Source organism: Streptomyces sp. NPDC055189, from assembly GCF_053606765.1.
Window position 1 is genome coordinate 34,012 of the sequence record NZ_JBSGSG010000023.1, and the last position, 25,294, is coordinate 59,305.

The following is a 25,294-nucleotide window of genomic DNA, read 5'->3' on the forward strand; positions in this document are numbered from 1 at the left end:
GTTACGGCACCGGCTTCGTCGCCGGTGCCGGGGCCTCGCGCTGGTGCGGGATCAGGCCCGGCGGCAGCTCGCCCTGCTGGACGTTCACCGTCCTGACCGGGGCGGGCACCCGGATGCCCTCGGCGCGGTAGCGCTGGTGGAGCTGCTTGATGAACTCGTGCTTGATGCGGTACTGGTCGCTGAACTCGCCGACGCCCAGGATCACCGTGAAGCTGATCCTGGAGTCGCCGAACGTGTGGAAGCGCACGGCCGGTTCGTGCTCGGGGAGAGCGCCGTCGACGTCCTTCATGACGCTCTCCACGACCTCGGTCGTGACGCGCTCGACCTGCTCCAGATCACTGTCGTAGCTGACACCGACCTGGACCATGATGGACAGGTCCTGCTCGGGGCGGCTGAAGTTGGTCATGTTCGTGCCCGCGAGCTGGGCGTTGGGGATGATGACGAGGTTGTTCGACAGCTGACGCACCACCGTGTTGCGCCAGTTGATGTCGACGACGTAGCCCTCCTCGCCGCTGCTGAGCTTGATGTAGTCGCCCGGCTGGACCGTCTTCGCGGCGAGGATGTGCACGCCCGCGAAGAGGTTGGCCAGGGTGTCCTGAAGGGCCAGGGCCACCGCGAGGCCGCCCACGCCGAGGGCCGTGAGCAGCGGGGCTATGGAGACGCCGAGCGTCTGCAGGACGACGAGGAAGCCCATCGCGAGCACGACGACACGGGTGATGTTGACGAAGATCGTCGCCGAGCCCGCGACGCCCGACCGTGACTGGGCGAGGGACTTGACCAGGGTGGTGACCACGCGGGCCGCCGTCAGGGTCCCGGCCAGGACGAGCAGGGCGGTCAGCGTCATCGAGACGTTGCGGCCGGTCCGGGGCGTGAGCGGGAGCGCCGCGGCGGCGACGGCCGCGCCGGCGGTTATCGCCGCGCAGGGGACCAGGGTGCGCACGGCGTCGACGATGACGTCGTCGCCGCTCCACCGGGTCCGGCTGGCCCGCTCACCGAGCCACCGCAGGATCATGCGCAGCAGCAGACCAGCCGCGATGCCGACGGCCACCGCGATACCGGCGGTGATCAGGTCGTGCCATGTGAGGGCTCGCTCCATCAGTTCCTTCTCCAGGTCGTACGGGCGCGCCGGACGTGTGTTCGTATCCGGCGCGAGCGTCATCCTGCCCCATGGGTGCGGCACCGTTGCCGGGGGCCCGCGCCAAGCCTGCCGTCAACCGGCCGGGCGCAGGGCGATTTCAGACATCCCGTGCACCTGGCCCTACGGTTTGCGCGCCACCCCCGCGTACATCGACACCGGGGTCTCGTTCCTGACCTCGTCGACGCCCAGCTCGGGATGCCAGTCCGGCACCCAGCCGATGCCCGGGTCGAGCAGCTCCAGGCCTTCGAAGAACCGCTCCACCTCGCCCCGGGCGCGCGGCACGAGCGTGACGCCGCCCGCCTTGTACATCTCCACCGCCTGCCGCGTCCGTACCGGATCGAAGTCGCTCGAAATCTGGGAGAGGACCAGATGGCTGCCCGGCGCGAGCGCGGCCACCAGCTTCTCCACGACGTCGTACGCACCGTCGTCGTCACTGATGAAGTGCAGCAGCGCGTTCAGCGAGACGGCGACCGGACGGGTGAAGTCCAGTACGCCCTCCGCCTGTTCGAGGATCTTGTCCGGCTCGCGCGCGTCCGCCTGGAGGAACTCCGTCGCCCCCTCGGGCGTCCCCTGGAGCAGCGTCTCCGCGTGCGCGAGCACGGTCGGATCGTTGTCCACGTACACGACGCGTGCCTCGGGGGCGGCCGACTGGGCGATGCGGTGGAGATTGGGCTCGGTGGGAATCCCTGCGCCGATGTCCAGAAACTGGCGTATCCCGGCCTCTCCCACCAGATGGCGCGTGGCGCGCTGCATGAACCAGCGGTTGTGCTGCGCGTAGTACTTGGCCTGCGGTTCGAGCGAAACGATCTGCTGCCCGAGCTCCACGTCCACCGGGTAGTTGTCCTTGCCGCCCAGGTACCAGTCGTAGACCCGGGCGGGGTGTGCCTTGCTGGTGTCGATCGGGTGGGTGGCGGGCGGCGGGATCGCGGTCATGCGTCAACTCCCATGCGGTGGGCGGGCGTTCAGACGGACTTCGCGTGCATCCGGCCATCGTGCCCGCTCGGCCCACCGCGCTCAAGAACCACTCGGCTCCCGCAGCAGACTGCCCGCGCCCGGCACATGCGGCGGCAGACCCAGTTCCGTCAGGATGCGGTACGCCGTCGCGGTGGCCGCAGAGAGGACGGGCAAGCCCGCCGCGTCCTCCACCGCCTGGATCGAAGCCAGCGAGGGCATCTGCACACAGGCCGAGAGCACGAGCGCGTCGGCGCGGCCCAAGTCCACACGCCGCCAGTGCTCGCGCAGGTCGGCGGGGTCGAGCCGGGCGACCGCCAGATTGTCCGGCACCTCGAGGCTGAGCGCGTCCACGACCTCGACCCCGGTGTCCTCGATGTAGTCGGCGACCAGCTTCGTCAGCGGCTTCATGTACGGGGTGATGATCGCGACCCGTGAGGCGCCGAGCGCCTTGATGCCGTCGAGCAGGGCGCCCGCGCTGGAGATCACCGGCGCCCGCGCACCCTCGGAGCGCAGGGCGGCGGTGATCTCGTCCTCCGCCGCGCAGTGGTGGCCGGGACCCTGCGCCATGATCGCGACGAGGCAGGCCGTGGCGACCACATCGGGCCTGGCGTCGGCGAGTTCGAGCGCGGCGCGCTCGGTCTGCGCGTTCATGGCCTTCAGCTGCTCGGGCGTCACGTGCTTCATGCGCATCCGGCTGCTGTGGAAGACGAACCGATCCTGCGGGGCCACCGACTCGCGGTCGCGCAGCATGCGCGGAAGCTCCGTCTCCATCGTCAGATTCGAGCTGGGCACGATCATGCCGATGTGGTGGTCGGTCGCTGTCGTCGCTGTCGTCGCGGTCATGGCCACGGGATCCTCCGGATGTTCTCGTACGGCGATGCGTACGGCTATGAGTCCTCGGTGAGCCCCTCCCAGTGATCGGCGAGGGACGTGAGGAGATGCATGACTTCTTCGCGCCGCTCGGCGCCGAACGGCTCAAGGAGCCGCTCGTCGAGCTCACGGGCGCGACGGTTGGCGTCGAGGAGGGTGCGCTCACCCTCCTCGGTCAGATAGAGCAGCTTGCGGCGGCCGTCGTCGGCGGCCGTTTTGCGCAGGAGCAGTCCCCGGTTCTCCAGGCGGCGCGCGACGTCCGCCATCGTCGACGTGTCCAGGGCCACCGCCGACGCCATCGACCGCTGGTCGCGGCCGGGCGACGCGTCCACGGCCTGGAGGACGGCGAACTGCGGTCCGGTGAGGGTCGGGTCCACCGCACGGATCCACACCGCGAGGTATGCCTGGTAGAGGCGCCGGACCTGGTATCCGGGGGCGGCGGTGAGGGCGGCGGGCGGCCCGGGCTGCCCTGACGTCGCAGCCGTCGTGATGGAGGTTTCGTCAGCCATGGGGCCCACTTAAGCATGGGGATTGATCGGTTCGGACGGTCAGGTCAGCATCGGGCGCAGCGCCTCTCGCAGGGCGGTGAGGGCGGCACGGCCGCTGTCCCAGAACAGCATGTGACCGGCGTCCGGGACGCTGCCGAGAACGGCCGCGGGGTGCAGCCGCGCGGCCTCGGCGGCACCCGCCGCGGTGACCACGGGACTGTCCGCCCCGTACAGGAGCGCCGTGGGACCGGGCACGGAGGGCCACCAGTCGAAGAAGTCCTCCGACTCGAAGCCGCGGTGCGTGGCCGCGATCGCCTCCGCGTCGCAGCTCGCGAGCCAGCGGGCCCTCAGCTCCTGCTCCCTGCGCGGCCAGCGCGGCCAGGACAGGGCCACCTCGTCCGCGTCGGTGCCGCGCCGGGCCTGCGCCAGCTGGTCGAGGAAGGCCGCCAGAGGGGTCGGATAGGGCCCGCGTCCGGGGCCGCTCATCGGCGGGTCCCCGAGCACCGTGCCGCGCAGCGCCACCTTGCCGCGGACCGCGGTCACCGCGGCGATGCGCGCGCCCATGGAGTGCCCGAACAGGATCGGACGGTCGAGGCCGAGCCCCGTGACGACGGCTTCGACGTCCTCGGCGTACTCCTCCAGGGTGTAGGAGCCGCCGCCGTCGGAGAGCCCGCGCCCCCGGACATCGAGCACCAACGGCCTTATGGAAGAGACCAGTTCGCGCGCCACGAAGTCCATCGTCACGGCGGGGCTCGTGATGCCGGGCAGGACGAGGAGCGGGACGCCGTGGCCGCCGTAGTCCAGGACGTGCAGGCGCGCGGCGCCCGAGCGGACCCAGCGGCCGGTGGCGGGCACGTCGGCCAGGTCGGCGAGTGCCGACTGGGGCAGGCAGCGATCGGGCGGGGTCATGTGTTCCTCCCGGAGAGGGCTTCGAGGTAGGCGGTCGCTTCCTTGAGGTCGATGACGTCGCCGTACTTGGCCTGGATGTCGAAGAGGCTCGCCTCGTGGGGCCCGGCCGCACGGTCGCCGACGCACGCGCGCGGCACGAGCACCGAGAACCCGCTCTGCACGGCATCGACCGCCGTGGCCCGCACACATCCGCTGGTCGTCGCCCCGCACACCAGGACCGTGTCGCAGCCGAGACCGGTGAGCAGGGCGGCGAGCGAGGTCCCGAAGAAGGCCGATGCGCCCTTCTTCACCACCATCAAGTCCTGCGGCTCGCGCGGCAGTCGGGGATCGAGCGCGACCTCCTCGCTGCCTTCGACCAGGGATCGCATGCCCTGCGCCTTGTGCAGCCAGGTGACGGCGTCGCCCGTGGCCTCCGCGGGCGTGTAGGAGATCGCGGTGAAGATGACGGGCACGTCGGCCGGGCGTCCGCTGCCGATCAACTCACCTACCGCGCCGACCACATCGGTCAGATCCGCGCCCGAGGGGAAGCCGTCCTCGGTGAAGCCGCGGGTGAGGTCGACGACCAGGATCGCGGGGCGGCTGCCCCTGCGTACGGGGGCGCCGAACCCGGCTCGCTCGTAGGTACGTTCCGTCTCCTGACCGTAGTTCACGATGCCCTCCTCAGCGCGCGCAGCTCCCTCGCCTGTGCGCCCAGCCGGCCGAGCAGCCAGCCCTCGAAGAGGCCGAAGGCGAAGGCGCCCGCGACGACGCCGTACTTGGCGGCGGCCGGACCGAGCAGCATGGAGAGGCCGTCGAGTTCGGCCTCCGCCGGGGCCGCGGGGTGCGGGGTCCGGGGTGCCGCGGCGGACGGGGACGAAGAGGGGGCCGGTGCCGTCGACCGGTCCTGGTCGAGCAGGCTCCCCAGGTTCTGCGCGAACTGCTGAAGGATGCGGTCGGACACCGTCGCGATGGCGCCCTTCCCGAACTGCGCGATCTTGCCGCGGATCACCAGGTCCGTGGAGATCTGGAGCAGCGCGCCCTCCGGCGCCGCGAGCACTTCGAGCGCGACCTCGGCCTCCGCGTCGCCGCTGCCGTGGGTGTCGGCCCCGCGCGCCTGGACCCGGAGGCGCCGCCCTTGCGGATCGACCTCGAGGAAACGGACCGTACCGGCGTACGCGGCACCGATCGGGCCGACCTTGACCTTCACGGAGCCCTGCCAGGAGTCCCCGTCGCGCCCGTCGAGTGCCGCGCCCGGCATGCACGAGGCGACCCGCTCGACGTCGTTCAGCAGGGCGAAGACCTCATCGGGCGAGGCCTTGACCGGGACGGAATTGGTGAGCCGCATCAGCACTCCTTGGGGCAGCGCCGGGCGACGGCGCACCCGTCGATCGCCTCGACGATGGTCTGGTAGCCGGTGCACCGGCAGAGGTTGGAGGCGACGACCTCGCGGATCTCGTCCTTGGTCGCCCCGGGCCGCTCGGCGAGGAACCCCTCGGCGAGCATCAGGAAGCCGGGGGTGCAGAAGCCGCACTGCAGACCGTGGTGTTCGCTGAACGCCGCCTGAAGATCGCTCAGTTCGGACCCGTCCGACAGCGACTCCACGGTCCGGATGCGGGCGCCCTCGGCCTGCGCCGCGAACATCAGACACGCGCGCACGGGCCGGTCGTCGACCAGAACCGTGCACGCCCCGCAGATGCCGTGCTCACATCCGACATGGGTGCCGGTCAGGCGCAGCTCGTGCCGGAGCACGTCCACCAGGGTGCGGCGCGGCTCGGTGATCACTTCGTGCCGCTCGCCGTTGACGTCGAGCGTGAGCAGCAGGGCGTCGGTCGTATGGCCGGGGCCGGCCATGTTGTCGGTACTGGTCATGGCGGTACTTGTCATGTCGGTACGGGTCATGAGGACAGCTCCAGGTTCAGGGCGCGGTGCACCGTCTCCGGGGTGATGGGGGTGTGGTCGAGCTCGACGCCCGTGGGCCGCAGGGCGTCGTTGACCGCGTTGAGCACGGCGGCCGGCGCCCCGATGGTGCCGCCCTCACCCGCGCCCTTCGCGCCGGTCTCGGTGAACGCGCACGGCGTCTGAAGGTGGTGGATCAGCACGTCGGGGATCTCGTGGGCGGTGGGCACCTTGTAGTCCATGAAGCTGGTCGCCGACGGCTCGCCCTGCGCGTCGTACGTCACCTGCTCGAAGAGCGCCCCCGCGATGCCCTGCGCGATGCCGCCCCGGCACTGCCCCTCCACGACCTGCGGATTGATCGCAACGCCGCAGTCCTCGACGCAGACGTACCGCAGGATCTCCACCTGCCCGGTGCCTTCGTGGAGTTCGACGACCACGGCGTGGGTGGCGTTGGAGAAGGTGCCGTCGTTGAAGACGTCGAACGTGGCGGTGGCGCTCAGGCCGGGCTCGATGTCCTTGGGCAGCAGGTGCGCCCGGAGGTAGGCGATGTCCGCCAGTTCCTCGTAGGTCAGGCTCGTCCCGTCACGGAGTCGTGCGCTCCCTCCTGCGAGCTCCACCTCCTGCGGTGCGACCTCCCAGCGGGCCGCCGCGATCCGGATCAGCTTCTCGCCGAGCTTCGCCGCCGCGCGCCGTACCGCGCTGCCGCCCACCGTGATGGAGCGGCTCGCGAACGTTCCCCAGCCGTAGGTGATGCGCTCGGTGTCGCCTTGATGGAGCTTCACCTTGGCCATGTCCAGGCCCAGTTCGTCGGCCACGATCTGCGCCATCGTCGTCTCGTGGCTCTGCCCGTGGCTCATCGTGCCGGTGGTGACGGTCACCGCGCCGCTGGTGTCCATCCGGACCTCGGAGATGTCGAAGCCCGGCACGACCCGCATCTTGCGCTGGGCGAAGGCCGCCGAGCCGTATCCGGTGCGCTCGCTGAAGCAGGAGTAGCCGATGCCGATGTGCCGCCCCCGCGCCGCCGCCTCCGAGCGCTTCTCGTACCAGCCCTCGTCCTTGACGAGCCGCTCGCACAGGTTCAGCGACTCCAGATAGGAGCCCGGGTCGTACGTGATGTTGTTGACGCCCGTGTACGGGAACTCGGTGATGACATTGCGGCGGCGGATCTCGACGGCGTCCAGGCCCAGTTCACGTGCGGCCCGCTCGAAGAGCCGCTCCACCACCATCACGTACTGCGGACGGCTCACCCCGCGATACGGCGCGGTGGGCGCCTTGTTGGTGGTGATCGCCCGGCCGCGTACCCGATAGGCGGGCACTTTGTAGACGCCCGGCATCTCGGCCGACGCCATCAGCGGCTCGATTCCCGCCGTGAACGGATAGCAGGAGTAGGCACCCATGTCGCACACCACATCGGCGTCCAGGCCCAGGATGCGGCCCTCCTCGTCGAAGGCGGCGCGCACGTCGTAGTGCTGTTCGCGGGCGAGGAAGGAGGCGGACAGGGCGTCTTTGCGGTCCTCGATCCACTTCACCGGCCTGCGCAGGCGCAGTGCGGCGGCGGCCGCGGCTAGCTCCTCGCGTCCCACGACGCACTTCTGGCCGAAGCCGCCGCCCATGTCGGGCACCACGACGCGCACCGCCCGTTCGTCCAGGCGCAGACAGCGGGACGCCACCGTCCTTACCTGGTGCGGGACTTGGGTGCAGGTCTGCAGGACGAGTTGTTCCTCGCGGTCGTCCCAGTTCGCGACGACACCGCGCGTCTCCAGGGGCAGGGCGTTCTGCCGACCGGTCCGCGACGTGACGTGCACGACGCAGGTCGCGGTGTCGAAGATCGTGTCGATGCCGTCGGTGGCGAAGAGCGAGACGTCCACGAGGGTGTTGCGCGCGGCCTCTTCGTGGAGGAGGGGAGCGCCGGGTGCGAGGGCCGCCTCCTCGGAGGTGACGGGCTGAAGCGGCGCGTAACTCACCTTGGCCGCTTCCAGGCCGTCCTCCGCGGCGTACGCGTTCCGTGCCACGACGATCGCGACGGGCTCCCCGACGTAGCGGACCCGGTCGCGGGCCAGGACGGGCATCGCGGTCGGCACGAACTCCGTGAGCGGGCGGCCCAGTTCGGCGGTGATGTCGAGGAGCTCCAGATCGTCGGCGGTGAACGCCGCGATGACGCCGGGCACATCGCGTACCGCCGTCAGGTCGATCGAGGTGATCTCGCCGTGCGCGACCGTGCTGCGGACGAACTGGGCGTGCAGCATGCCCGGCAGCGCGATGTCGTCGACGAACCGGCCGCGCCCGGTGAGGAGCCGGGGATCCTCGCGCCGGGACACGGAACGGCCGACCAACTGGCCTTCTTTCGCCGGTTTGTTCATCGGGACATCGCCTCCTCACAGGCACGCCGGACCAGCGTGCGGACGAGCTGCTTGCGGTAGTGCGTGCTGCCGGACGCGTCGGCCGGCGGGTCGACGGCATCGGCCGCCGCGTCGGCGCACTCGGCGAAGGAACCGCCGTCCGCGAGGACGGCCTCGGCCTCCGGCACGCGCACCACGGCCGCGGCGACCCCGCCGAGCGCGACGCGCCCGCCGCGCACCGCACCGCCTGCGGCATCGAGGTCCACGACGGCCGAGACGAGGGCGAAGTCCCCCTGCCGCTCGGCGAATTCGGTGAGCGCGGCGTGCGGTGCAGGGCGCGGGAAGACGATCTCGACGAGGATCTCGTCGAAGTCGATGGCGGTGGTGTAGTAGCCGAGGAAGAAGTCCCCGGCGGCGATCCCGCGCTCGCCGCGCGGCCCGCGGACCACGAACTCGGCGTCAAGGGCGAGGGCGAGCAGACACCACTCGGCGGTGGCGTCGGCGTGCGCGATGCTGCCGCCGACCGTGCCGCGGGTGCGGATCGGCAGATGCCCGATCCACCGCATGGCCTCGCGCAGCACGCCGAAGTCCGCCCCCAGCCGCCCCGCCGGGTCCCTCTCCACCGTGTGGTGGGTGGTGAGCGCCCCTATGCGCAGCCCGCCCGCCGCGTCGGTGTGCACCCGGTCCAGCTCGCGAAGACCGGCTATGTCGACCAGGTGCCGGGGCCGGGCGAGCCGGAAGTTCATCATCGCGACCAGGCTCTGGCCGCCGGCGACGACCTTGGCATCGTCACCGAGTTCGGCGAGCAGCCGCGTGGCGCCTTCGAGGTCGCGGGCCCGGTGATAGGCGAAGGGGGCGGGCTTCATGGTCCTCCTGTCGTACGTGCGTACAGGGCATGGGGTGGCGGACGGGCGGGACGGGCAGGGCGGGCGGGACCGGCAGGACCGGCGTACTCAGTGCGCCGCCTGCTCGGTGATGGGCAGGGGCGTCGGCGCCGGAGGCTCGTCCCCGCCGTCCAGCTCACGCCCCTTCGTCTCCGGTGCCGCCACCGCCATCCACACGACGGCCACCAGGACCGTCCCGCCGAGCACGGCGAAGGTCAGGGGCAGCCCGAGCAGCGGCCACATCACCGAACCGAAGAGCAGCGGCGCGAACCCGGTGAGCGCCCGGCTGACCGAGGAGGCCCAGCCGAAGCCGCTGGCCCGCAGGGGAGTGGGGTAGAGCTCGGAGACGTACGCGTACAGGGCGGGGATGGCCAGCTGGGCCAGGAAGCCGAAGACGCCGATGGCCACCACCGAGCCGGTCGGCATATCCCTGACCAGCGCGAACACCACCAGGGCGAGCGAGGCGACCGGGGCCGACACGCCGATCAGCCACTTGCGGCCGACGAGGTCGACCAGGGCGGTGGAGACCAGCACACCCACGATGCCGACGCCGCTCATCAGCGTGGTGCTCATGAACGCGGCCGTGTCGCCCTGGCCCTCCTCCTTGAGGATCGAGGGCATCCAGCTCAGTGCCGCGTAGTAGACGAGCATGATCGTGGCGAAGAGCAGCCAGGCAGCGGAGGTGACGCGCGGGCTGAAGGCCCAGATGCGGCGCAACTGGTCGAGGGCTGCGGCCACACCGCGCGGCCCGTCGTCCACCGGCGGCTCGGGGATGACGTAGGGCTCCACGGGGGCGCCGGTCCGGGCCACCAGGTCGTCGATGACCTTGCGTGCCTCGGCCTCGCGGCCCTTCTTCGTCAGATAGATCGGCGATTCCGGGATGCCGCGCCGGGCCCAGAAGAGCAGCAGCGCGGGCAGGACCATCGTCGCCAGCATCCACCGCCAGTTGCCGTCGAGGGTCAGCATCGCCGTCGACACCAGCCCGCACAGGGTCACGCCCACCGGCCACCACGCGTCGAGCGCGGTCAGGATCCGGCCCCGGTACTTGCGCGGCGAGAACTCGCCCACCAGGGCGTAGTCCACGGGGATGCAGCCGCCGAGTCCCACACCCGCGAGGAACCGCAGGGCGAGGAAGACCGGATAGGTCGGCGCGAGCGCTCCGAGCACGGAGAACATGGCGAAGATCAGCAGCGTGACGCTGAACGCCTTCTTGCGCCCGATGCGGTCGGCGACCGCGCCCCAGGCGACGGCGCCCACGGCCATGCCCACCAGGTTGGCGGTGGCGACGAGCCCGCGCTCGCTGAGCGAGAGGTCGAAGTGCTTGCCCAGGAGCGGCATGAGGAAGCCGTTCAAGGCGATGTCGTACGCGTCGAAGAGGTAGCCGAGGCCACCGATGATGAAGATCTTGCCCTGGACCGACCATCTCCAGGGAAGTTCCTGAACGATCTGATCGCCTGTTTTCACGTTCGCTCCCAATGGGCTCAGCGTGTGAACTGGTACTCAGCGTGTGAACTGGTAGGAGAACGCGCCGAGATCGGGGTCATTGAGCGGGCTGCCGCCCCAGAGCCAGTCGTAGGAGAGATCGGACTCGCCGTCGAAGTTCCGCCGGAGCTTCTCGTCCCTGGCCTGCTGCTCGGGGCCGTCGGGGAAGTGGTAGAAGGTCTTGTTCTGCAGCGAGGCGTCCTGGACCATCCCGGCGTGCTTGGCGCGCCGGCCGACGTAGCGGCGCAGCGCCTCCTCGATGCCGCCCGTCGTGACCGCGCCCAGTTCCTCGGCGAGCACGGCGGCGTCCTCCATGGCTTGGGAGGCGCCCTGCGCCTGGTACGGGAGCATCGCATGGCAGGCGTCGCCGAGCAGGGCGACGCGGCCGTCCTGCCACACCGGGTCGCGGCGCCGGTGGTAGAGCGCGAAGCAGGAGACGTCCTCCTTCGCCTTGGAGAGCATCGCGGGGACGCGGTCGTCCCAGCCGGGGAAGGCGTCGACGAGGTCCTGCGCGGTGGCGGCGACGGACCACTTCTCGGCGACCTCGTCCGTGCAGGGGACACAGGCCACGATGTTGAGGTACTCGCCGCCGCGGATCATGTAGTGCACCAGATGGCGGTCGGGCCCGTACCAGATCGTGGACTGGTAGCGGTCGACGAGCCAGCGCGTCGCCGGGTCGGCCGCGATCAACTCGCCCGGTATCAGCGCCCGGTAGGCCATCTCGCCGGAGAACTGCAGGGTGTCGGGGGCGCCCATCAGATCGCGCACCCGGGAGCGGATCCCGTCGGCGCCGATGACGACGTCGGACTCGTACCGCCGCCCGTCGTCCGTGACCGCCACCGGGCGCGCCGGGTCCGTGCGGTCGAGCTCGGCGACCTTGCTCGCGGTGTGCAGCGCGACGGCGGGTCCTGGACCGGCCGGGTCGACGCAGGCGTCCATGAGGACGCGGTGCAGATCGGCCCGGTGGTAGTGCCAGTACGGCGCGTTGAACTGCTCCTTGCACCGCCGGCCCAGCGAGGTCAGACCGACGACGCTGCCGTCCTTCCAGCGCCGCCGCACCTGGTCGAGCGGTTCGGTGTGGATGGCTTCCAGCTGCCGGCGCAGCCCCAGGCCGAGCAGGACGCGGCTGGCGTTCGGCGCCGTCTGGATGCCCGCGCCGACCTCGCCGAGCTGCGGCGCCTGTTCGAGCACGGTGACCCGCAGACCGCGGTGCCGCAGGGCGAGGGCCGCGGTCAGGCCACCGAGACCGCCCCCGACGACGGTGACTTCGTACGACTGGCTGGACGCCACGCTTCCTCCATCTTCCTTGTGCCTAAAGGCAGTTGCCGCGTGGGTCGGATCAGCGCTCGGTGAGCCTGCCGCCCGTGACGACCTCGGTCTCGTCGACCGTGACCGTGCAGCCGCGCATGGCGATGTCGAGGTGTGCGTACGACTCGCGCCCGAGGACGGGGTGGGGTCCGGTGGACCACAGGAAGTTCCCGGCGAAGGCGCGGGCGTCCATGCCCATCAGGTCGTCCTTGCCGTACATCGCGGTGGCGAACCAGTCGGCCGTGCGCATCAGGCCCCAGCCCATGTGGGAGAGGCTGCGCGCCCACTGGTCGTCCGCGTCCTCGAAGAACGTGTTCAGGAGCTCGGCCTCGGCGCCGCCCGACACCTTCTCGATCTGCCCGCCCGAGATCTGCAGGGTCACGGGCTGGCGCACGTATTCCTTGAAGGGCAGCAGGATGTCTCCCTCGGCGAGCACGATCTGCCCGTCGGAGATCTCCGGCCAGGCGAGGACCATGGTGCTCGGCCAGTGGTCCCAGCGGCCCGGGTCGTCGGCGAAGCCGCACTGGAACTCGGGCTTGGAACCCGCGAGTTGCACGGTCAGATCCGTCCCCGCGTCCGAGGTGACCTGCATGACGGTCGACCGCTTGAGGAGCTGGACACCTTCGAGCACCTCGTCCTTGTCGGACTCCTTGGGGAGGTTGCGGATGAGGACGTCGGGTGCGTCGCAGACGAAGATGATGCGGGTGCCCGCGCGCAGGATCTCCTGCTGCACCGGCGCGTGGATGAAGCCCTCGCGGGTGATGTCGACGACCAGATCGGCGGACTTCAGCAGGTCCTGCGCGGTGGAGTCGTTGAGCACCGAGACGAGGCCGGGGCCCGCCCCCGTGTGGGTGCTCGGCATCGGTGCGGGGCTGCCGCCGGGGACGGTCGCGGCGATGACATGGGCGCCGCACGCCTTCGCGGCGCCGAACGCCGCCGCCACGTAGTCGCCGCGGCTGCCGGGCTCGGAGAGGACGACGACGTGTTCGCCCTCCTGGAGCTTGCACAGTCGCAGTTCGCGGGTGAACGCGTCGAGCAGATCGACGGACGAAAGATCGAACACGGGGGATCCCTTCTTGCGGGCTGCCGCAGACACGGGGGCATGCGGGCAGCACGACTCCGGACACATCGTGCGAGGGGGAATTTCGTGCGGGGGACGGTGGCAGTCGTGGGCGAGCTATGAGGTGCTCGGGCAGGCCTCACCGGCCCGCCGCACAGGGTCTGAACTGCGGATACGAGGCGGTGGGTGGCCGCCCGACTGAGATAATCCGAACACGTACGATCTGCCTTGGCAAGGGGTCGCGCACGGAGTTAACGCGGCTCTTTCCTGACGGCCCATCAAGAAACCTCGGCGTAATTCTGTTCCCGCGCAGGGGGTTCCCCGGCGCCGGTGATTATGCAAGTCTCCTCCCTAATCTCCGGGAGAAGCGGTTGACCCACAGGTCAACAGGGCTGCCCTGGCCTCGACATGGGGTGAAGAAGTGTTGCGGAACGGAACACGGGGGCACGACCTCGCCTCGCTGCGCCGCCTGAACACCACCGTGGTGCTGCGCGCCCTGCACCGCCGCAGCCCGCAGACCCTCGCGGAGCTCGCCGCGGGCACCGGACTGTCCCGGCCCACCGTGGAAGCCGCCGTCGAGGAGCTGGCCGCGCACGGCTGGGCGGGGGAGGCCGGGCGCGACGAAGGCGAGCGCACCCCCGGCCGCCCCGCCCGGCGATTCCGGTTCCGCGTGGAGGCGGGCCGGGTCGTGGGCGCCGACATCGGCCTGCACAAGATGGTGCTGCTCCTCGCCGACCTCGGCGGGACGGTGCTCGCCGCGCACCGCGAGGACATCGACCCGGAGCTGGGCGGAGCCCGGCGGCTCGACCTTCTGCGCAGGGCACTCGAAGCATTCCTGGCCGCCCATGCCGTACGGCGCGACGACATCCTCGCCCGCTGCGTCGGCGTACCCGGAGTGGTCGACGCGGGCGGCACCATCACGTCCCACGTCATCCCCGAATGGTCCGGCGTCGACCTCGGGCGGCTCCTCGCCGACCAGGAGCCGGGCCACACCCTCGTCGAGAACGACGTGAACCTCGCCGTGCTCGCCGAGCGCTGGCAGGGCGCGGCCACCCTCGCCGGTGACGTCGTCTGCGTCCTGACCGGCCACCGGGTGGCCTGCAGCCTCACCATCGGCGGGCGTCTGCACCGGGGGCGGCGCGGCGGCGCCGGTGAACTGGGCCTGCTTCCGCTGCTCGGCATGAACACCGCGCAGGAAGCCCTCAGCTGGCAGGGCGCACGACAGCCCGGCGAGTCCGAGGTGGCCGCACTGGCCCGCGCGGCGGACGACGCGGACCCGCGTGCCCTCGCCGCCGTCGCCGACTTCGCCGACCGCATCACGCCGGGCATCGCCGCCCTCGCCCTCGCCGTCGACCCGGAACTGGTGGTGCTCACCGGCGGCGCTACTCCGCTGGGCGGCCATCTCGTGCCGCTGATCGAGGACAGGCTGCGCCCGCTGACCCTGCACGTCCCCCGCATCGCGCTGAGCACGCTCGGCGAACAGGGCGTCGCGATCGGCGCCGTACGCAAGGCACTTGACCAGGTCGAATCCGATCTCCTGACGGACGCGACACCGTAGGACAACGAAGGCGGAGGCGCTCATGCGCAGGAGAACTCTGCTGTACGGAGCGATGGCGGCGCCCCTGCTCGCCGCCTGCTCCGGCCGGAGTGACGACGGCAAGGAGGGCGGTGGCCGGACCACCCTCTCGTACGGGGTGTGGGACGTGGCCCAGGTGCCGGGCCTGCAGAAGGTGATCGACGCCTTCGAGAAGGAGAACCCCGGCATATCCGTGCGCATGGAGCTCACCCCCTGGTCGAGCTACTGGACCACCCTCAAGACCTCCATGCGCGGCGGCACTGCACCCGACGTGTTCTGGATGAACGCGGTCAACCTCCAGCTGTACGCGTCCAACGGCGTCCTGGAACCCCTGAGCGGCCACATCAAGAGCGACGCGACCCCCGTGGACCGCCACCCCGAATCGCTCGTCAAGATCTACGCCTACCAGGGCACGCAGTACGGCATTCCCAAGGACCTCGACACCATCGGCCTCTTCTACAACAAGGCGCTCTTCGACAAGGCGGGCATCGAGTACCCCGACGCGACATGGACCTGGGACGACGTGCGCGACGCCGCCGCCGAACTCACCGATCCGCGCGAGCGCGTGCACGGCATGGCCGCCGAGATGGACCGTCAGGGCCAGCTCTACCCCGCCATCCACGCGGCAGGCGGCTACGTCCTGAAGGACGGCAAGTCAGGCTTCGGCGACGAGCGCTCCATCGAGGGCCTGCGCTACTGGACCGACATGATCGACCGCGGCTGGTCACCGCCGCAGAGTGCGATGGTCGAGTCCAAGGCGCGCAACCGCTTCTGGTCGGAGAAGGCCGCCATGACCTACGAGATATCCGCGTTCTCCGGGCAGTACTACGCCGTCCCCGCCCTCAAGGATCACGCCGGCGTCGCCGTCCTGCCCAAGGGCCGCGAGCGCGCCACGATCATCCACGGCCTCGCCAACGTCATCTCCGCCAAGAGCCGCAAGAAGGCGGCGGCCTGGAAGTTCGTCCACTTCATGGCGGGCCGCAAGGCCGCCGAGATCCAGGCGTCGGCGGGCATCACCATCTCCTCGTACGAGGGGACGCAGGACGCCTGGTTCAAGTCGATGCCCGAGTTCGAACTGAAGCACTTCATCGAGATGCTGGAGTACGCCGTGCCGTACCCGAGCTCGAAGAACACCGCGGTCTGGGAAAACCTCCAGTACCCGCTCCTGGGCGCCGCGTTCAGCGGGAAGGGCGGCATCGAGAGCGCCGCCCGCACACTCGGCGAACAGATGGACCGGGCCCTGAAGGAGGAGCGCGCATGATGAGCGTCTTTCCCTCCACGGCCGCCGCGAAGGCGGCAGGTCGCCGCAAGCCGGCGACCGGGCGCGGTGCCTCGGCGGGCGGATCTCCGCCCAAGTCCCGCAGCCGGCGTGCCGCTTACGTCTTCGTCGCGCCGCTCGGCATCGGCTTCGCCGTCTTCTACTTCTGGCCGCTGCTCCAGACCTTCTTCTACAGCTTCACCGAGTTCGGGGCGTTCGGCGGCAACACCTGGGTCGGAACCGACAACTATGTGCGCGTCCTCAAGGACGTCACCGTCTGGCAGGCGCTCGGCAACACGCTGATCTACTGCGTCATCGGGCTGCTCGCCCTGCCGCTCGCGATCGGCGTCGCGGCGCTGCTCAACCGGCGCGGACTGCGTGGCGTCGCGGTCTACCGCGCCCTCTACTTCATCCCGTTCGTGACGCTGCCCGTGGCCGTCGGCCTCGTCTGGAACTGGCTCTACAACGGCGACTACGGACTGATCAACGAAGTCTTCGAGTGGTTCGGCGCGGACCGCCGCTACTGGGTCTCCGACCCCTCGACCGCCGTGTACGCGATCGGCACCGTCATGGTCTGGTCGACCACCGGCTACTACTTGATCATCTTCATGGCGGGCATCAAGGGCATCCCGCAGGACTACTACGAAGCCGCCGAACTGGACGGCGCGGGACCGCTGCGCCGCTTCTTCACGATCACGCTGCCGCTGCTCAGCCCGACGATCTTCTTCGCGTCCATCATCTGCATGATCAACTCACTGCAGACCTTCGACCTGATCTACATCATGATGGCCGAGAAGAACCCGGCCATCGGCGACACCCAGTCCGTGGTGAGCCTCTTCTACAAATGGGCCTTCATCGAGAACGCCCAGGGCGCCGCCGCCGCGCTCGCCTTCCTGCTCATGCTGATCATCGCGGCGCTGACGCTGGTGCAGTTCAGGCTGCAGAAGAGGTGGGTGCACTATGCGTGAGTCCTCCGCGCGATCGCTGAGCCGTCGACGCTTCGACGCCGGTTCGGTCGCCACCCACGCGGCGCTCTCGCTCGGCGCCCTGGTGATGGTCTTCCCCTTCCTGTGGCAGCTGCTCACCGCGGCCAAATCCCTCGCCGAGACGGCAAAGGTGCCGCCGACCTTCCTGCCCGACACCTGGAACTGGTCGAGCTTCGAGGAGGTCTTCACCGCGCTGCCGTTCCGGGAGATGCTCTTCAACAGCGTCTTCAACACCGTGGGGCGCACGGTCGGCCAGCTGGTGTTCTGCTCGCTTGCCGCCTACGCCTTCGCCCGCATGCAGTTCCGGGGCCGCAACGTCCTGTTCGCGCTCTTCCTGTCCGTGCTCATGGTGCCGAGCTCGCTGCTCGTCCTCCCGCAGTACGACATCATCCAGCGGCTCGGCCTGCTCAACTCGGCGCCCGCCCTTTTCCTGCCCGGCATGTTCAGCGCGTTCGGCACCTTCATGCTGCGGCAGTTCTTCCTCACGCTCCCCAAGGAGCTGGAGGAGGCCGCGCGGATCGACGGCGCGGGTCCGTTCCGCATCTTCTGGTCGATCATGCTGCCGCTCGTGCGGCCCGCACTCGCCGCGCTCGCCGTCATCACCGCGATGTGGTCGTGGAACGACCTCCTGTGGCCGCTGATCGTGAACACCGACCCACAGAAGATGCCCATCAGCGCCGGACTGACCTCCCTGGAGGGGCAGTTCGAGACCAACTATCCCGTGATGATGGCCGGTTCGCTCATCGCCAGCCTGCCCATGCTCCTCGTCTACGTCTTCCTGCAGCGGCACTTCGTGCAGAGCGTCGCGCTCTCCGGCTCCAAGAGCTGACTCCCATCTCAGGACCACGAAAGGTAACTCTGCCCATGCGAATAGGTCTGATCGGCGCGGGCGGCATCGCCCGCGCCCATCTCCCCGGCTGGCTGGAACTGGGTGCGCGCGTCAGCGTGTACACCGTCGACGGCTCGGCGGAGAAGCTCGCCGCCGAGTACGCGGGGCGCGAGGTCACCGCGGCGGGCAGCCTCGACGAACTGCTCGCCGACTGCACGGCCGTCGACATCTGCACCCCCACGCCCACCCACAAGGAGCTGGCCCTCGCGGCCGTCGCCGCGGGCCGGCACGTCATCTGCGAGAAACCCCTCGCACTCAATGTCTCCGACGCCGAGGAGATCGCGGCAGCCGCCGAAGCGGCGGGCGTCCGGCTGCACCCGGCGCACGTCGTGCGGTACTTCCCGGCGTACGCAGCGATGCAACGGGCAGTGGAGAGAGGTGAGTTGGGTGATCTCGCCGTACTGCGGTTCACGCGGGGCGGTGCGCGCCCGCAGTGGGCGCCATGGTTCGCCGACCCCGCCCAGTCCGGCGGCGTGATCATGGACTTGATGGTGCACGACATCGACATCGCCCGCTGGATCGCGGGCGACGTGGTCCGCGTGCACGCGCAGACGCGGGGCGTCGAGCACGCCACGGGCGGCGCACAGGCCGAGGTCGTCTCGGCGACCGCCGTCCTCACCCACGCCTCCGGCGCGATCAGCCACATCACCGGCCTCTGGGGGCTTCCGGACCAGCAGTTCCGTACGACGTTCCGGATCGCGGGCAGCGACGGACTCCTGCGGCACGACTCCACGTCCGTGCCCGGCTACCGCATCACCGCGCAGGGGGTGCGCGCGGCCAACGAGGGCATCCCTTCCACCCCGATGACGGAGAGCCCCTACCTCTCCGAGCTGCGGGAGTTCGCGGCCTCGTGGGAGGCGGGCGGCGGTGAACCGCGGGTGAGCGCAGGGGACGGGATCGAAGCGGTGCGGATCGCCGAGGCGGCGGTGGAATCGAGCCGTACGGGCCGGGCCGTCGAGCTCCGCACGGGTAGCGAGTCGGACACCAAGGAGGTCACGCGATGAAGGTCGCCGTGCTGTCGTTCGCCCATGTCCACGCGGCCGGATACCTGCGGCTCCTGGCCGGTATGCCGGATGTCGAGGTCATCGGCAGCGACCCGGACACCGGGTCGGCCGCGCCCGGCGAGGTGCGGGGACGCGCGTTCGCCGAGGAGATGGGCGTCGCGTACGCGCAGACGTACGAGGAGGTCTTCGCCTGGGGCCCGGACGCGGTGATCATCTGCTCCGAGAACGCCGGTCATCGCCCCCTGGTGGAGCTCGCCGCCTCCCACGGAGTGGACGTCCTGTGCGAGAAGCCCCTGGCCACCACGGTCGCGGACGGGGAGGCGATGCTCGCGGCCTGCCGGGCGGCCGGCGTGCGGCTCGCGGTCGCCTTCCCCGTGCGCTTCAGCCCCGCGTACGCGGCCGTGAAGGCGGCCGTCGCTTCGGGCGACGCGGGCCGGGTCCTGACGGTGTCCGGCGCGAACAACGGGTCCATGCCGACTGTCCGGCGCTGGTTCGCCGACCCTGAACTCGCGGGTGGCGGCGCCCTGATGGACCACACGGTCCACATCGCCGACCTCCTGGACGACCTCTTCGGCGAGGCCCGCCCCGTCGACGTGTACGCCCAGACGAACAACCGCATGTACGAGGGCGAGGTCGAGGCCGAGACCAGCGGTCTGGTCACCGTGACCTACGACAACGGCTCGGTGGCCACGATCGACTGCAGCTGGTCGCACCCCCGCTCCCACCACTCCTGGGGCGGGCTCGAACTCACCGTGGTCGGCGAGCGGGCGACCCTGGAGATGGACGCTTTCGACCAGGCGGTCCACGGCTTCAGCGAACGCCGAGGACAGGGTCTTGAACTGCCCTTCGGCGCCGATCTGGACGAACTGATGGTGCGGGCGTTCCTGTACGGGCCGGGCGAGGGCGGTATGGACGTGGCCGACGGCGAGGGCGGGCTGCGGACGCTGAAGATCGTGACGGCGGGTTACGAGTCGGCCCGGAGCGGGGTTCCGGTGGCGGTGGGGTAAGGAGGCGGCGGCCCGGGGCGTCCGGGGCGTACGGGGGATGGTGTCGGTTTCCGGCGGGCCCCGGCGCTCGTTGCCACCGGCTCCGCCGAGCCTCAGCCTGCGCCGGGCGATCTCGGCCTCCGGCGGGGTCCAGCCTTCGGCGGGGTTCAGCCTTTGGCTGGCGCGGGGAGTGGTCTTCGCGCGGAGAGGTTTCCGCTGGGGGTGGCCTTCGCCGGGAGGCTTTCGCGCGGACCGGTCTTCGCCAGGGCGGGCATCTGTTGGGGCTGGCACCCGCCGGGACGGGCACCCGCCGGGACGGGCACCCGCCTGGGCCGGCACCCGCCTGGACGGGCACCCGCCTGGACGGGCACCCGCCTGGACCGGCACCCCCAGGACAAGCACTCCCCAGGACAAGCCCCCGCTGGACAGGAGCCCCCTGGACAGGCACCCGCAGGGCAGGTGCCCCAGGGCCGGCGCCCGCAGGACAGGCACCCACCAGGACCGGCGCCCGCCGCTCTCACCCGCCGAACAGTTGCGTCCAGTACGTTCCCGCCGAGCCGCCGCCCGCGAAGCCCACGCCGAGGTGGGTGAAGGAGGGCTTGAGGATGTTGGCGCGGTGGCCGGGGCTGTTCATCCAGCCGTCCACCACCTCGGCGGGCGTGCGCTGCCCGCAGGCGATGTTCTCGCCGATCGAGCGGTGCGTGCTGCCCGCCGCGGACGCGCGGTGCCAGGGTTCGCCGCCGTCGGGCGCCGTGTGGGCGTAGAAGGCCCGGGCGATCATGTCCGCGCTGTGGTTCTGCGCCGCCACCGTCAGGAGCGGGTCGGGGGAGAGGGGGCGCAGACCGGCCGCGGTCCGTTCGGCGTTGGTGAGGCGCAGCACGGCGTTCGCCCACTCCGTGAGCCCCTGCGAGGTGAACGGGGACGCCCACAGCGCCGTCCAGTAGATGTCGCCGGAGCGCGTGTCGGCGGTGTGGGCCACTCCGACGTGCGTGTACGCGCGGCCGTGCACCGTACGCCGTGACTCTTCGCCGGAGAGGCAGTACTCCACGAAGTCGGCGGGCGTGCGCGGCCCCGAGACCAGATGCTCGCCGATGGCCAGATACGCGTACCCGCCCGCGACGACCCGCTGGTAGAGGGACGTGCCGTCCGCGTGCTCCGAGCTGAGAGTGGACCGCGCCGCCATCCCGGCGGCGTGCGCGCTCGCGGCGGCGCTCAGCCGGGCGTCGAGGGTGACCGGAGGCGCCCCCACCGATGCCCGCGCGGCGTTGACCAGGGGGAGGAATCCGTCGGGGGCGGGCGGGCCGGAGGAGGCGGTCGGCCCGGCGGGTGCGGGGCGGAAAGGCGCCGGGGGCGCGGAGGCGACGGGCATCCGTGGACCGGGAGGGCTGCCGGGCCGTGGAGCGGAAGAGCTGCCCGGCCTTGGGCCGGGAGGGCTGCCCGGGCGTGTACCGGAAGCGCCGCCCGGCCCTGTCCCGGAACGGCCGCTCTGCCCCGCACCGGAAGCCACCGGCGGCTGCGGCGCCGCGTCCTCCGTCTGGTCCTCCGCCACATCCACCCCGAAGTCCCTGGCCACCCCCGCGAGCCCGTCCGCGTACCCCTGGCCGAGCGCCCGCAGCTTCCACCCCGTCCCCCGGCGGTAGATCTCCGCGAGCAGCAGCACCGTCTCGCGGTCGGGGCGCGGCGGTGTGAATCGGGCCACTGCCTGACCGCCGGGTCCGTGCACCTGGAGTGCGATGCCGGGAAGGCGGCCCAGGGGAGTGCCGGGATCGGTGGGGCTGACGGCCACGGTGACGCGGCTGGCACCGGCCCGCAGGTGCCGCCCGTCGACGGTGACCGTGTCGCCCTGGAGCCGGGCACCGGGCGCGGCGGGCTGGTTGTAGAAGACGAAGTCGCCGTCGCCCGCGACCTTTCCGCTGTCACCCGTGACGATCACGGACAGGTCGAAGGGGCCCGGCACCCGGAGGGTGACGGCACCGTCCGGCAGCGGAACGTTCCCCCCGGCAACCAGCTCATTCATGCAAGGACAACGCGAGAACGGCACCACCGGGTTCCCGGCCGGGCAGAGCGGAGGGCAGAGCGGCGGCAGGCCGCGGACGGAGCGTCGGGCAAGGCGGCAGGGCAAGGCGGCAGGGCAAGGCGGCAGGGCAAGGCGGAGGCCGCTCAGACCGGAGGCGGATCCGCGCCGAAATCGGCGGGTATTAGCGTGGGACCCACGGGAAAGCACAATTCACCGACAGGATCCGAGGTGCCCGGCAGATGGCAAGCCGCAGCGAGAGCCGTACCCAGCTCGTCGAAGGACTCATGGAGCGGTTCCCGCAGGTGCCGCGAGAGGCGGTGATCAAGGAGGACCTGCTCAGGGGCGGGATGGCCTTCGACGAGTCCGCCCTCAGCGACAACGAGGGGGGCGAGGTCAAGCCGAAGTCGTACTTCATCTTCTCCTTCGACCACAGCACCCTGCCCGAACTCGGCGCCGCCGCCCTGCGCCGCCCGCCCGAGGAGATCGTCCTCACCGGCGGCCCCTACGACCTGCGCCGCACGGTCGTCTCGGTCCGCGTGAACCCCTCGTCGCCCTACCGGGTGGCGGCTGACGACGACGGCGTCCTCGGCCTCTACCTGGACGGCGCCAGGATCTCCGACGTGGGCCTGCCGCCGATGCCGGACTACTACCGGCACACCCTGGAGAACGGCAAGTCCGTCATGGAGGTGGCGCCCACCATCCAGTGGGGCTACCTGATCTACCTGACGGTCTTCCGGGTCTGCCAGTACTTCGGCGCCAAGGAGGAGTGCGGGTACTGCGACATCAACCACAACTGGCGCCAGCAGAAGGCGGCCGGCCGCCCCTACACGGGCGTGAAGCCGATGGACGAGGTCCTCGAAGCCCTCGCCATCATCGACAAGTACGACACCGCGAAGTCCTCCACCGCGTACACGCTCACCGGTGGCGCCATCACCTCGAAGCTCCAGGGCAAGGACGAGGCCGACTTCTACGGGCAGTACGCGAAGGCCATCGAGGAGCGCTTCCCCGGCCGCTGGATCGGCAAGGTCGTCGCGCAGGCGCTGCCCAAGGCGGACGTGCAGCGCTTCCACGACTACGGCGTGCGGATCTACCACCCCAACTACGAGGTGTGGGACCCCTACCTCTTCGAGCGCTACTGCCCCGGCAAGGAGCGCTACGTGGGCCGCGACGAGTGGCACCGCCGCATCCTGGACTCCGCCGAGGTCTTCGGCCCGCGCAACGTCATCCCGAACTTCGTGGCGGGCGTGGAGATGGCCGAGCCGTTCGGCTTCAAGACGGTCGGCGAGGCCATCGACTCCACCGTCGAGGGCCTGCAGTACTTCATGTCGCGCGGCATCACGCCCCGCTTCACCACCTGGTGCCCGGAGCCCACGACGCCGCTGGGCAAGGCGAACCCGCTGGGCGCGCCGCTCGAATACCACGTCCGTCTCCTGGAGGCGTACCGCGCGACGATGGAGGACAACGGCCTGTCGTCGCCGCCCGGATACGGTCCCGCGGGCCCGGGCCGCGCGGTGTTCTCCGTCTCCTCCTTCATGGATAGTCTGGCCCCCGAGGCCGCTGCCCCCGAGGACCAGGTGTCGGAGACCGCGGTCACCGGCAATGCCTAGGCCGTCGCCTCCGCGGCGTCGACACGGCCGGTCACCGTCAGGGTGCCGTCCGGGGTGCGCCGCGCGAGGCGGCCGGTGCGGAAGTAGCCGTCGGCGGTGAAGGAGCGTGCGTTGCGGTCTGGCGCCCGGTAGTAGCCCCGCGGGGTGTACGGCCCGCGGGCGAGGAGTTCGCCGGGCTCCCCGTCGGGCACGTCCTTGCCGTCGGCGTCGACGATGCGGATCTCGTCGTCGGGCGAGAGCGGGCGGCCCTGTGTGGTCAGCACGGTCTCGTCCGGATCGGCGGGCCGGGTGAGGACGAGAAGGCCCTCGGCCATGGCGAAGACCTGCTGCAGGCGACAGCCCGGAGCGGGGCTCACCAGCTCGGCGGTCGCACCTTGCGCGGGCTCGCCGACGAGCTGCACGAGACGCAGGCTGCCCAAGCCGGCCGGGGCCGTGGGGAGTGCGTCGAGCCATTGCCGGGCGACGGCGGGCTCGAGCGACACGACGGTCACCCGCTCCCGTTCGACGGCCGCGAGGCAGTCGGCCGGTGGCGGGTCGTCGACCAGGACGACGGTGCCGCCGACGGAGAGCGTGCCGACGGTGCCGGGGCAGCCGAAGGCGAGGTTGAACTCGGCGGGCCGCGCGGCGAGATACACGTCGTTCTCGGTGAGCGACACCAACTCGGCGGCGGCGCGTGTCTGGTAGGCGTAGTCGTTGTGGGTGCGCGCGATGAGCGCGGGCGTCGCGGTGGTCTCTTCGGTGGTCTCTGCGGTGCTGCCTGCGGTGCTGTCTTCGGAGGTCTCTTCGGAGAGCAGGAAGAACGCCACCTGGTCGGCGCTCTGGTCGAGTGCCGGACCGGGCGGGGCGTCGACGGAGCTCAGCGGGAAGTAGTGACAGCCCGAGGAGTCGGTCGTCATGCCGCCGTACGGGGATGTGGTGCCCGGCGCCTCGAAGGTGAACACCCGCCGCAGAAAAGCCCCTTGGGCCGCGATGTCCGCGGCCATCGCCGTGTGGTCGAAGCCCTCGTACGTCGAAGGGCCGACGTAGCCGGCGGCCTGGCTGACCCGTGCGACGTGCGACACCTCGGGCGCGCGGTGCGAGACGGGGCAGATCACGGGGACGGCCCCGACGCGCATCAGCGCGAAGACGGTGACGACGAACTCGGGGACGTTCGGGAGCTGGACGACGACCCGCTGCCGGGGCCGGACGCCGCGCAGCCGGAATCCGGCGGCCGTGCGGTCCACGCGCCGGTTCAGGTTCGCGTACGTGATGCGGGTGCCGCCGTGCACGAGTGCGGTCCGCGGTCCGTACTGCAGGGCCCAGCCGCGCAGCAGGTTCTCCAGGGTGTTGCCGCGCCAGTGCCCGGCCGACCAGTAGCGGTCGGCGAACTCCGGGGGCCAGGGCGTGCAGCCGTCGAGCATGGATGGCATGCGCTGGTCGCGTCCCCTTCCGTCTCTCGATGCCGGGGAGCAACCCCGCTGTCCTGACCTCGGCAACCCAATCGGTCGGTACCCGCGCGCGCAATGTGCTTTTCGAACCAGGAACGCTGAATTCCGTCGGCGGAAAGTCCAATGAACAAGCTGCGCTGGCCGCCGCTCACAAGCCGGTGGGGGCATGGGGGGTGGCGCAATAACCCCCCCGGTAAACAACCCACCCCCCCCGAAATCACATGATGGCGGTGGAGT

General features: G+C 70.8%; 22 protein-coding genes. 7 read left to right on the top strand and 15 right to left on the bottom strand.

Annotation, left to right across the window (positions count from 1 at the left end):
- Window position 1 precedes the first annotated feature (1 nt).
- The 13 genes from ACWFR3_RS18975 to ACWFR3_RS19035 all read right to left on the bottom strand — a co-directional run bounded on the left by ACWFR3_RS18975 (window position 2) and on the right by ACWFR3_RS19035 (window position 13,310).
- Window positions 2-1,096 (bottom strand): mechanosensitive ion channel family protein, encoded by a 1,095-nt coding sequence (locus tag ACWFR3_RS18975; RefSeq protein ID WP_453735797.1) that lies wholly within the window; start codon window positions 1,094-1,096, stop codon window positions 2-4.
- A gap of 162 nt (window positions 1,097-1,258) precedes the next feature.
- Window positions 1,259-2,071, bottom strand: a complete 813-nt coding sequence (locus ACWFR3_RS18980; protein ID WP_453735738.1) for an SAM-dependent methyltransferase — start codon at window positions 2,069-2,071, stop codon at window positions 1,259-1,261.
- Between the two features lie 81 nt (window positions 2,072-2,152).
- Window positions 2,153-2,935 (bottom strand): maleate cis-trans isomerase family protein, encoded by a 783-nt coding sequence (locus ACWFR3_RS18985; protein ID WP_453735739.1) that lies wholly within the window; start codon window positions 2,933-2,935, stop codon window positions 2,153-2,155.
- 44 nt (window positions 2,936-2,979) lie between these two features.
- Window positions 2,980-3,471, bottom strand: a complete 492-nt coding sequence (locus tag ACWFR3_RS18990) for a MarR family winged helix-turn-helix transcriptional regulator (RefSeq protein WP_453735740.1) — start codon at window positions 3,469-3,471, stop codon at window positions 2,980-2,982.
- A 39-nt stretch (window positions 3,472-3,510) separates the two neighbouring features.
- Entirely contained in the window at window positions 3,511-4,359 is an 849-nt protein-coding gene (locus ACWFR3_RS18995) for an alpha/beta fold hydrolase (protein ID WP_453735741.1), read from the bottom strand.
- Window positions 4,356-5,009, bottom strand: coding sequence for an isochorismatase family protein (locus ACWFR3_RS19000; protein WP_453735742.1), 654 nt, complete (start codon window positions 5,007-5,009; stop codon window positions 4,356-4,358). Before ACWFR3_RS19000 ends, ACWFR3_RS18995 begins: the two co-directional genes overlap by 4 nt.
- The gene (locus ACWFR3_RS19005) at window positions 5,006-5,683 is read right to left on the bottom strand and encodes an SRPBCC family protein (RefSeq protein ID WP_453735743.1); all 678 of its coding nucleotides are present in this window, start codon (window positions 5,681-5,683) and stop codon (window positions 5,006-5,008) included. Before ACWFR3_RS19005 ends, ACWFR3_RS19000 begins: the two co-directional genes overlap by 4 nt.
- Window positions 5,683-6,189, bottom strand: a complete 507-nt coding sequence (locus ACWFR3_RS19010) for a (2Fe-2S)-binding protein (protein ID WP_453735798.1) — start codon at window positions 6,187-6,189, stop codon at window positions 5,683-5,685. The genes ACWFR3_RS19005 and ACWFR3_RS19010 overlap by 1 nt, the downstream gene beginning before the upstream one ends.
- Window positions 6,190-6,233: 44 nt before the next feature.
- On the bottom strand, window positions 6,234-8,594 hold the full coding sequence (locus ACWFR3_RS19015) for a xanthine dehydrogenase family protein molybdopterin-binding subunit (protein WP_453735744.1): 2,361 nt from the start codon (window positions 8,592-8,594) through the stop codon (window positions 6,234-6,236).
- Window positions 8,591-9,439, bottom strand: a complete 849-nt coding sequence (locus ACWFR3_RS19020) for an FAD binding domain-containing protein (protein WP_453735745.1) — start codon at window positions 9,437-9,439, stop codon at window positions 8,591-8,593. Before ACWFR3_RS19020 ends, ACWFR3_RS19015 begins: the two co-directional genes overlap by 4 nt.
- 87 nt (window positions 9,440-9,526) lie before the next feature.
- A complete protein-coding gene (locus tag ACWFR3_RS19025; protein WP_453735746.1) occupies window positions 9,527-10,921 on the bottom strand; it encodes an MFS transporter in 1,395 nt (464 codons plus the stop codon).
- A 36-nt stretch (window positions 10,922-10,957) separates the two neighbouring features.
- Entirely contained in the window at window positions 10,958-12,229 is a 1,272-nt protein-coding gene (locus ACWFR3_RS19030) for an FAD-dependent monooxygenase (protein WP_453735747.1), read from the bottom strand.
- A 49-nt stretch (window positions 12,230-12,278) separates the two neighbouring features.
- Window positions 12,279-13,310 carry a hypothetical protein gene (locus ACWFR3_RS19035; protein WP_453735748.1) on the bottom strand — a complete coding sequence of 344 codons (1,032 nt, stop codon included), beginning with the start codon at window positions 13,308-13,310 and terminating at the stop codon, window positions 12,279-12,281.
- Window positions 13,311-13,731: 421 nt separating this feature from the next.
- On the opposite strand from ACWFR3_RS19035, the gene ACWFR3_RS19040 reads away from it, so the two are divergent.
- The 6 genes from ACWFR3_RS19040 to ACWFR3_RS19065 are packed head-to-tail and all read left to right on the top strand — an operon-like array spanning window position 13,732 to window position 20,027.
- Entirely contained in the window at window positions 13,732-14,865 is a 1,134-nt protein-coding gene (locus ACWFR3_RS19040; protein ID WP_453735749.1) for an ROK family protein, read from the top strand.
- A 22-nt stretch (window positions 14,866-14,887) separates the two neighbouring features.
- The gene (locus ACWFR3_RS19045) at window positions 14,888-16,144 is read left to right on the top strand and encodes an ABC transporter substrate-binding protein (protein ID WP_453735750.1); all 1,257 of its coding nucleotides are present in this window, start codon (window positions 14,888-14,890) and stop codon (window positions 16,142-16,144) included.
- Entirely contained in the window at window positions 16,141-17,109 is a 969-nt protein-coding gene (locus ACWFR3_RS19050) for a carbohydrate ABC transporter permease (RefSeq protein WP_453735751.1), read from the top strand. Before ACWFR3_RS19045 ends, ACWFR3_RS19050 begins: the two co-directional genes overlap by 4 nt.
- A complete protein-coding gene (locus tag ACWFR3_RS19055) occupies window positions 17,102-17,956 on the top strand; it encodes a carbohydrate ABC transporter permease (protein WP_453735752.1) in 855 nt (284 codons plus the stop codon). Before ACWFR3_RS19050 ends, ACWFR3_RS19055 begins: the two co-directional genes overlap by 8 nt.
- A gap of 35 nt (window positions 17,957-17,991) precedes the next feature.
- Window positions 17,992-19,020: a Gfo/Idh/MocA family protein gene (locus ACWFR3_RS19060; protein ID WP_453735753.1), complete on the top strand. Its 1,029-nt coding sequence runs from the start codon at window positions 17,992-17,994 to the stop codon at window positions 19,018-19,020.
- Window positions 19,017-20,027 (top strand): Gfo/Idh/MocA family protein, encoded by a 1,011-nt coding sequence (locus tag ACWFR3_RS19065; RefSeq protein WP_453735754.1) that lies wholly within the window; start codon window positions 19,017-19,019, stop codon window positions 20,025-20,027. Before ACWFR3_RS19060 ends, ACWFR3_RS19065 begins: the two co-directional genes overlap by 4 nt.
- Before the next feature lie 496 nt (window positions 20,028-20,523).
- Here ACWFR3_RS19065 and ACWFR3_RS19070 read toward each other — a convergent pair whose 3' ends face one another.
- On the bottom strand, window positions 20,524-22,023 hold the full coding sequence (locus tag ACWFR3_RS19070) for a CAP domain-containing protein (RefSeq protein WP_453735755.1): 1,500 nt from the start codon (window positions 22,021-22,023) through the stop codon (window positions 20,524-20,526).
- 239 nt (window positions 22,024-22,262) lie between these two features.
- Between ACWFR3_RS19070 and ACWFR3_RS19075 the strand changes: the two genes are divergently transcribed.
- Window positions 22,263-23,630 (top strand): radical SAM protein, encoded by a 1,368-nt coding sequence (locus ACWFR3_RS19075; RefSeq protein WP_453735756.1) that lies wholly within the window; start codon window positions 22,263-22,265, stop codon window positions 23,628-23,630.
- Here ACWFR3_RS19075 and ACWFR3_RS19080 read toward each other — a convergent pair.
- On the bottom strand, window positions 23,627-25,039 hold the full coding sequence (locus ACWFR3_RS19080) for an AMP-binding protein (RefSeq protein WP_453735757.1): 1,413 nt from the start codon (window positions 25,037-25,039) through the stop codon (window positions 23,627-23,629). The genes ACWFR3_RS19075 and ACWFR3_RS19080 overlap by 4 nt on opposite strands.
- Window positions 25,040-25,294 lie beyond the last annotated feature (255 nt).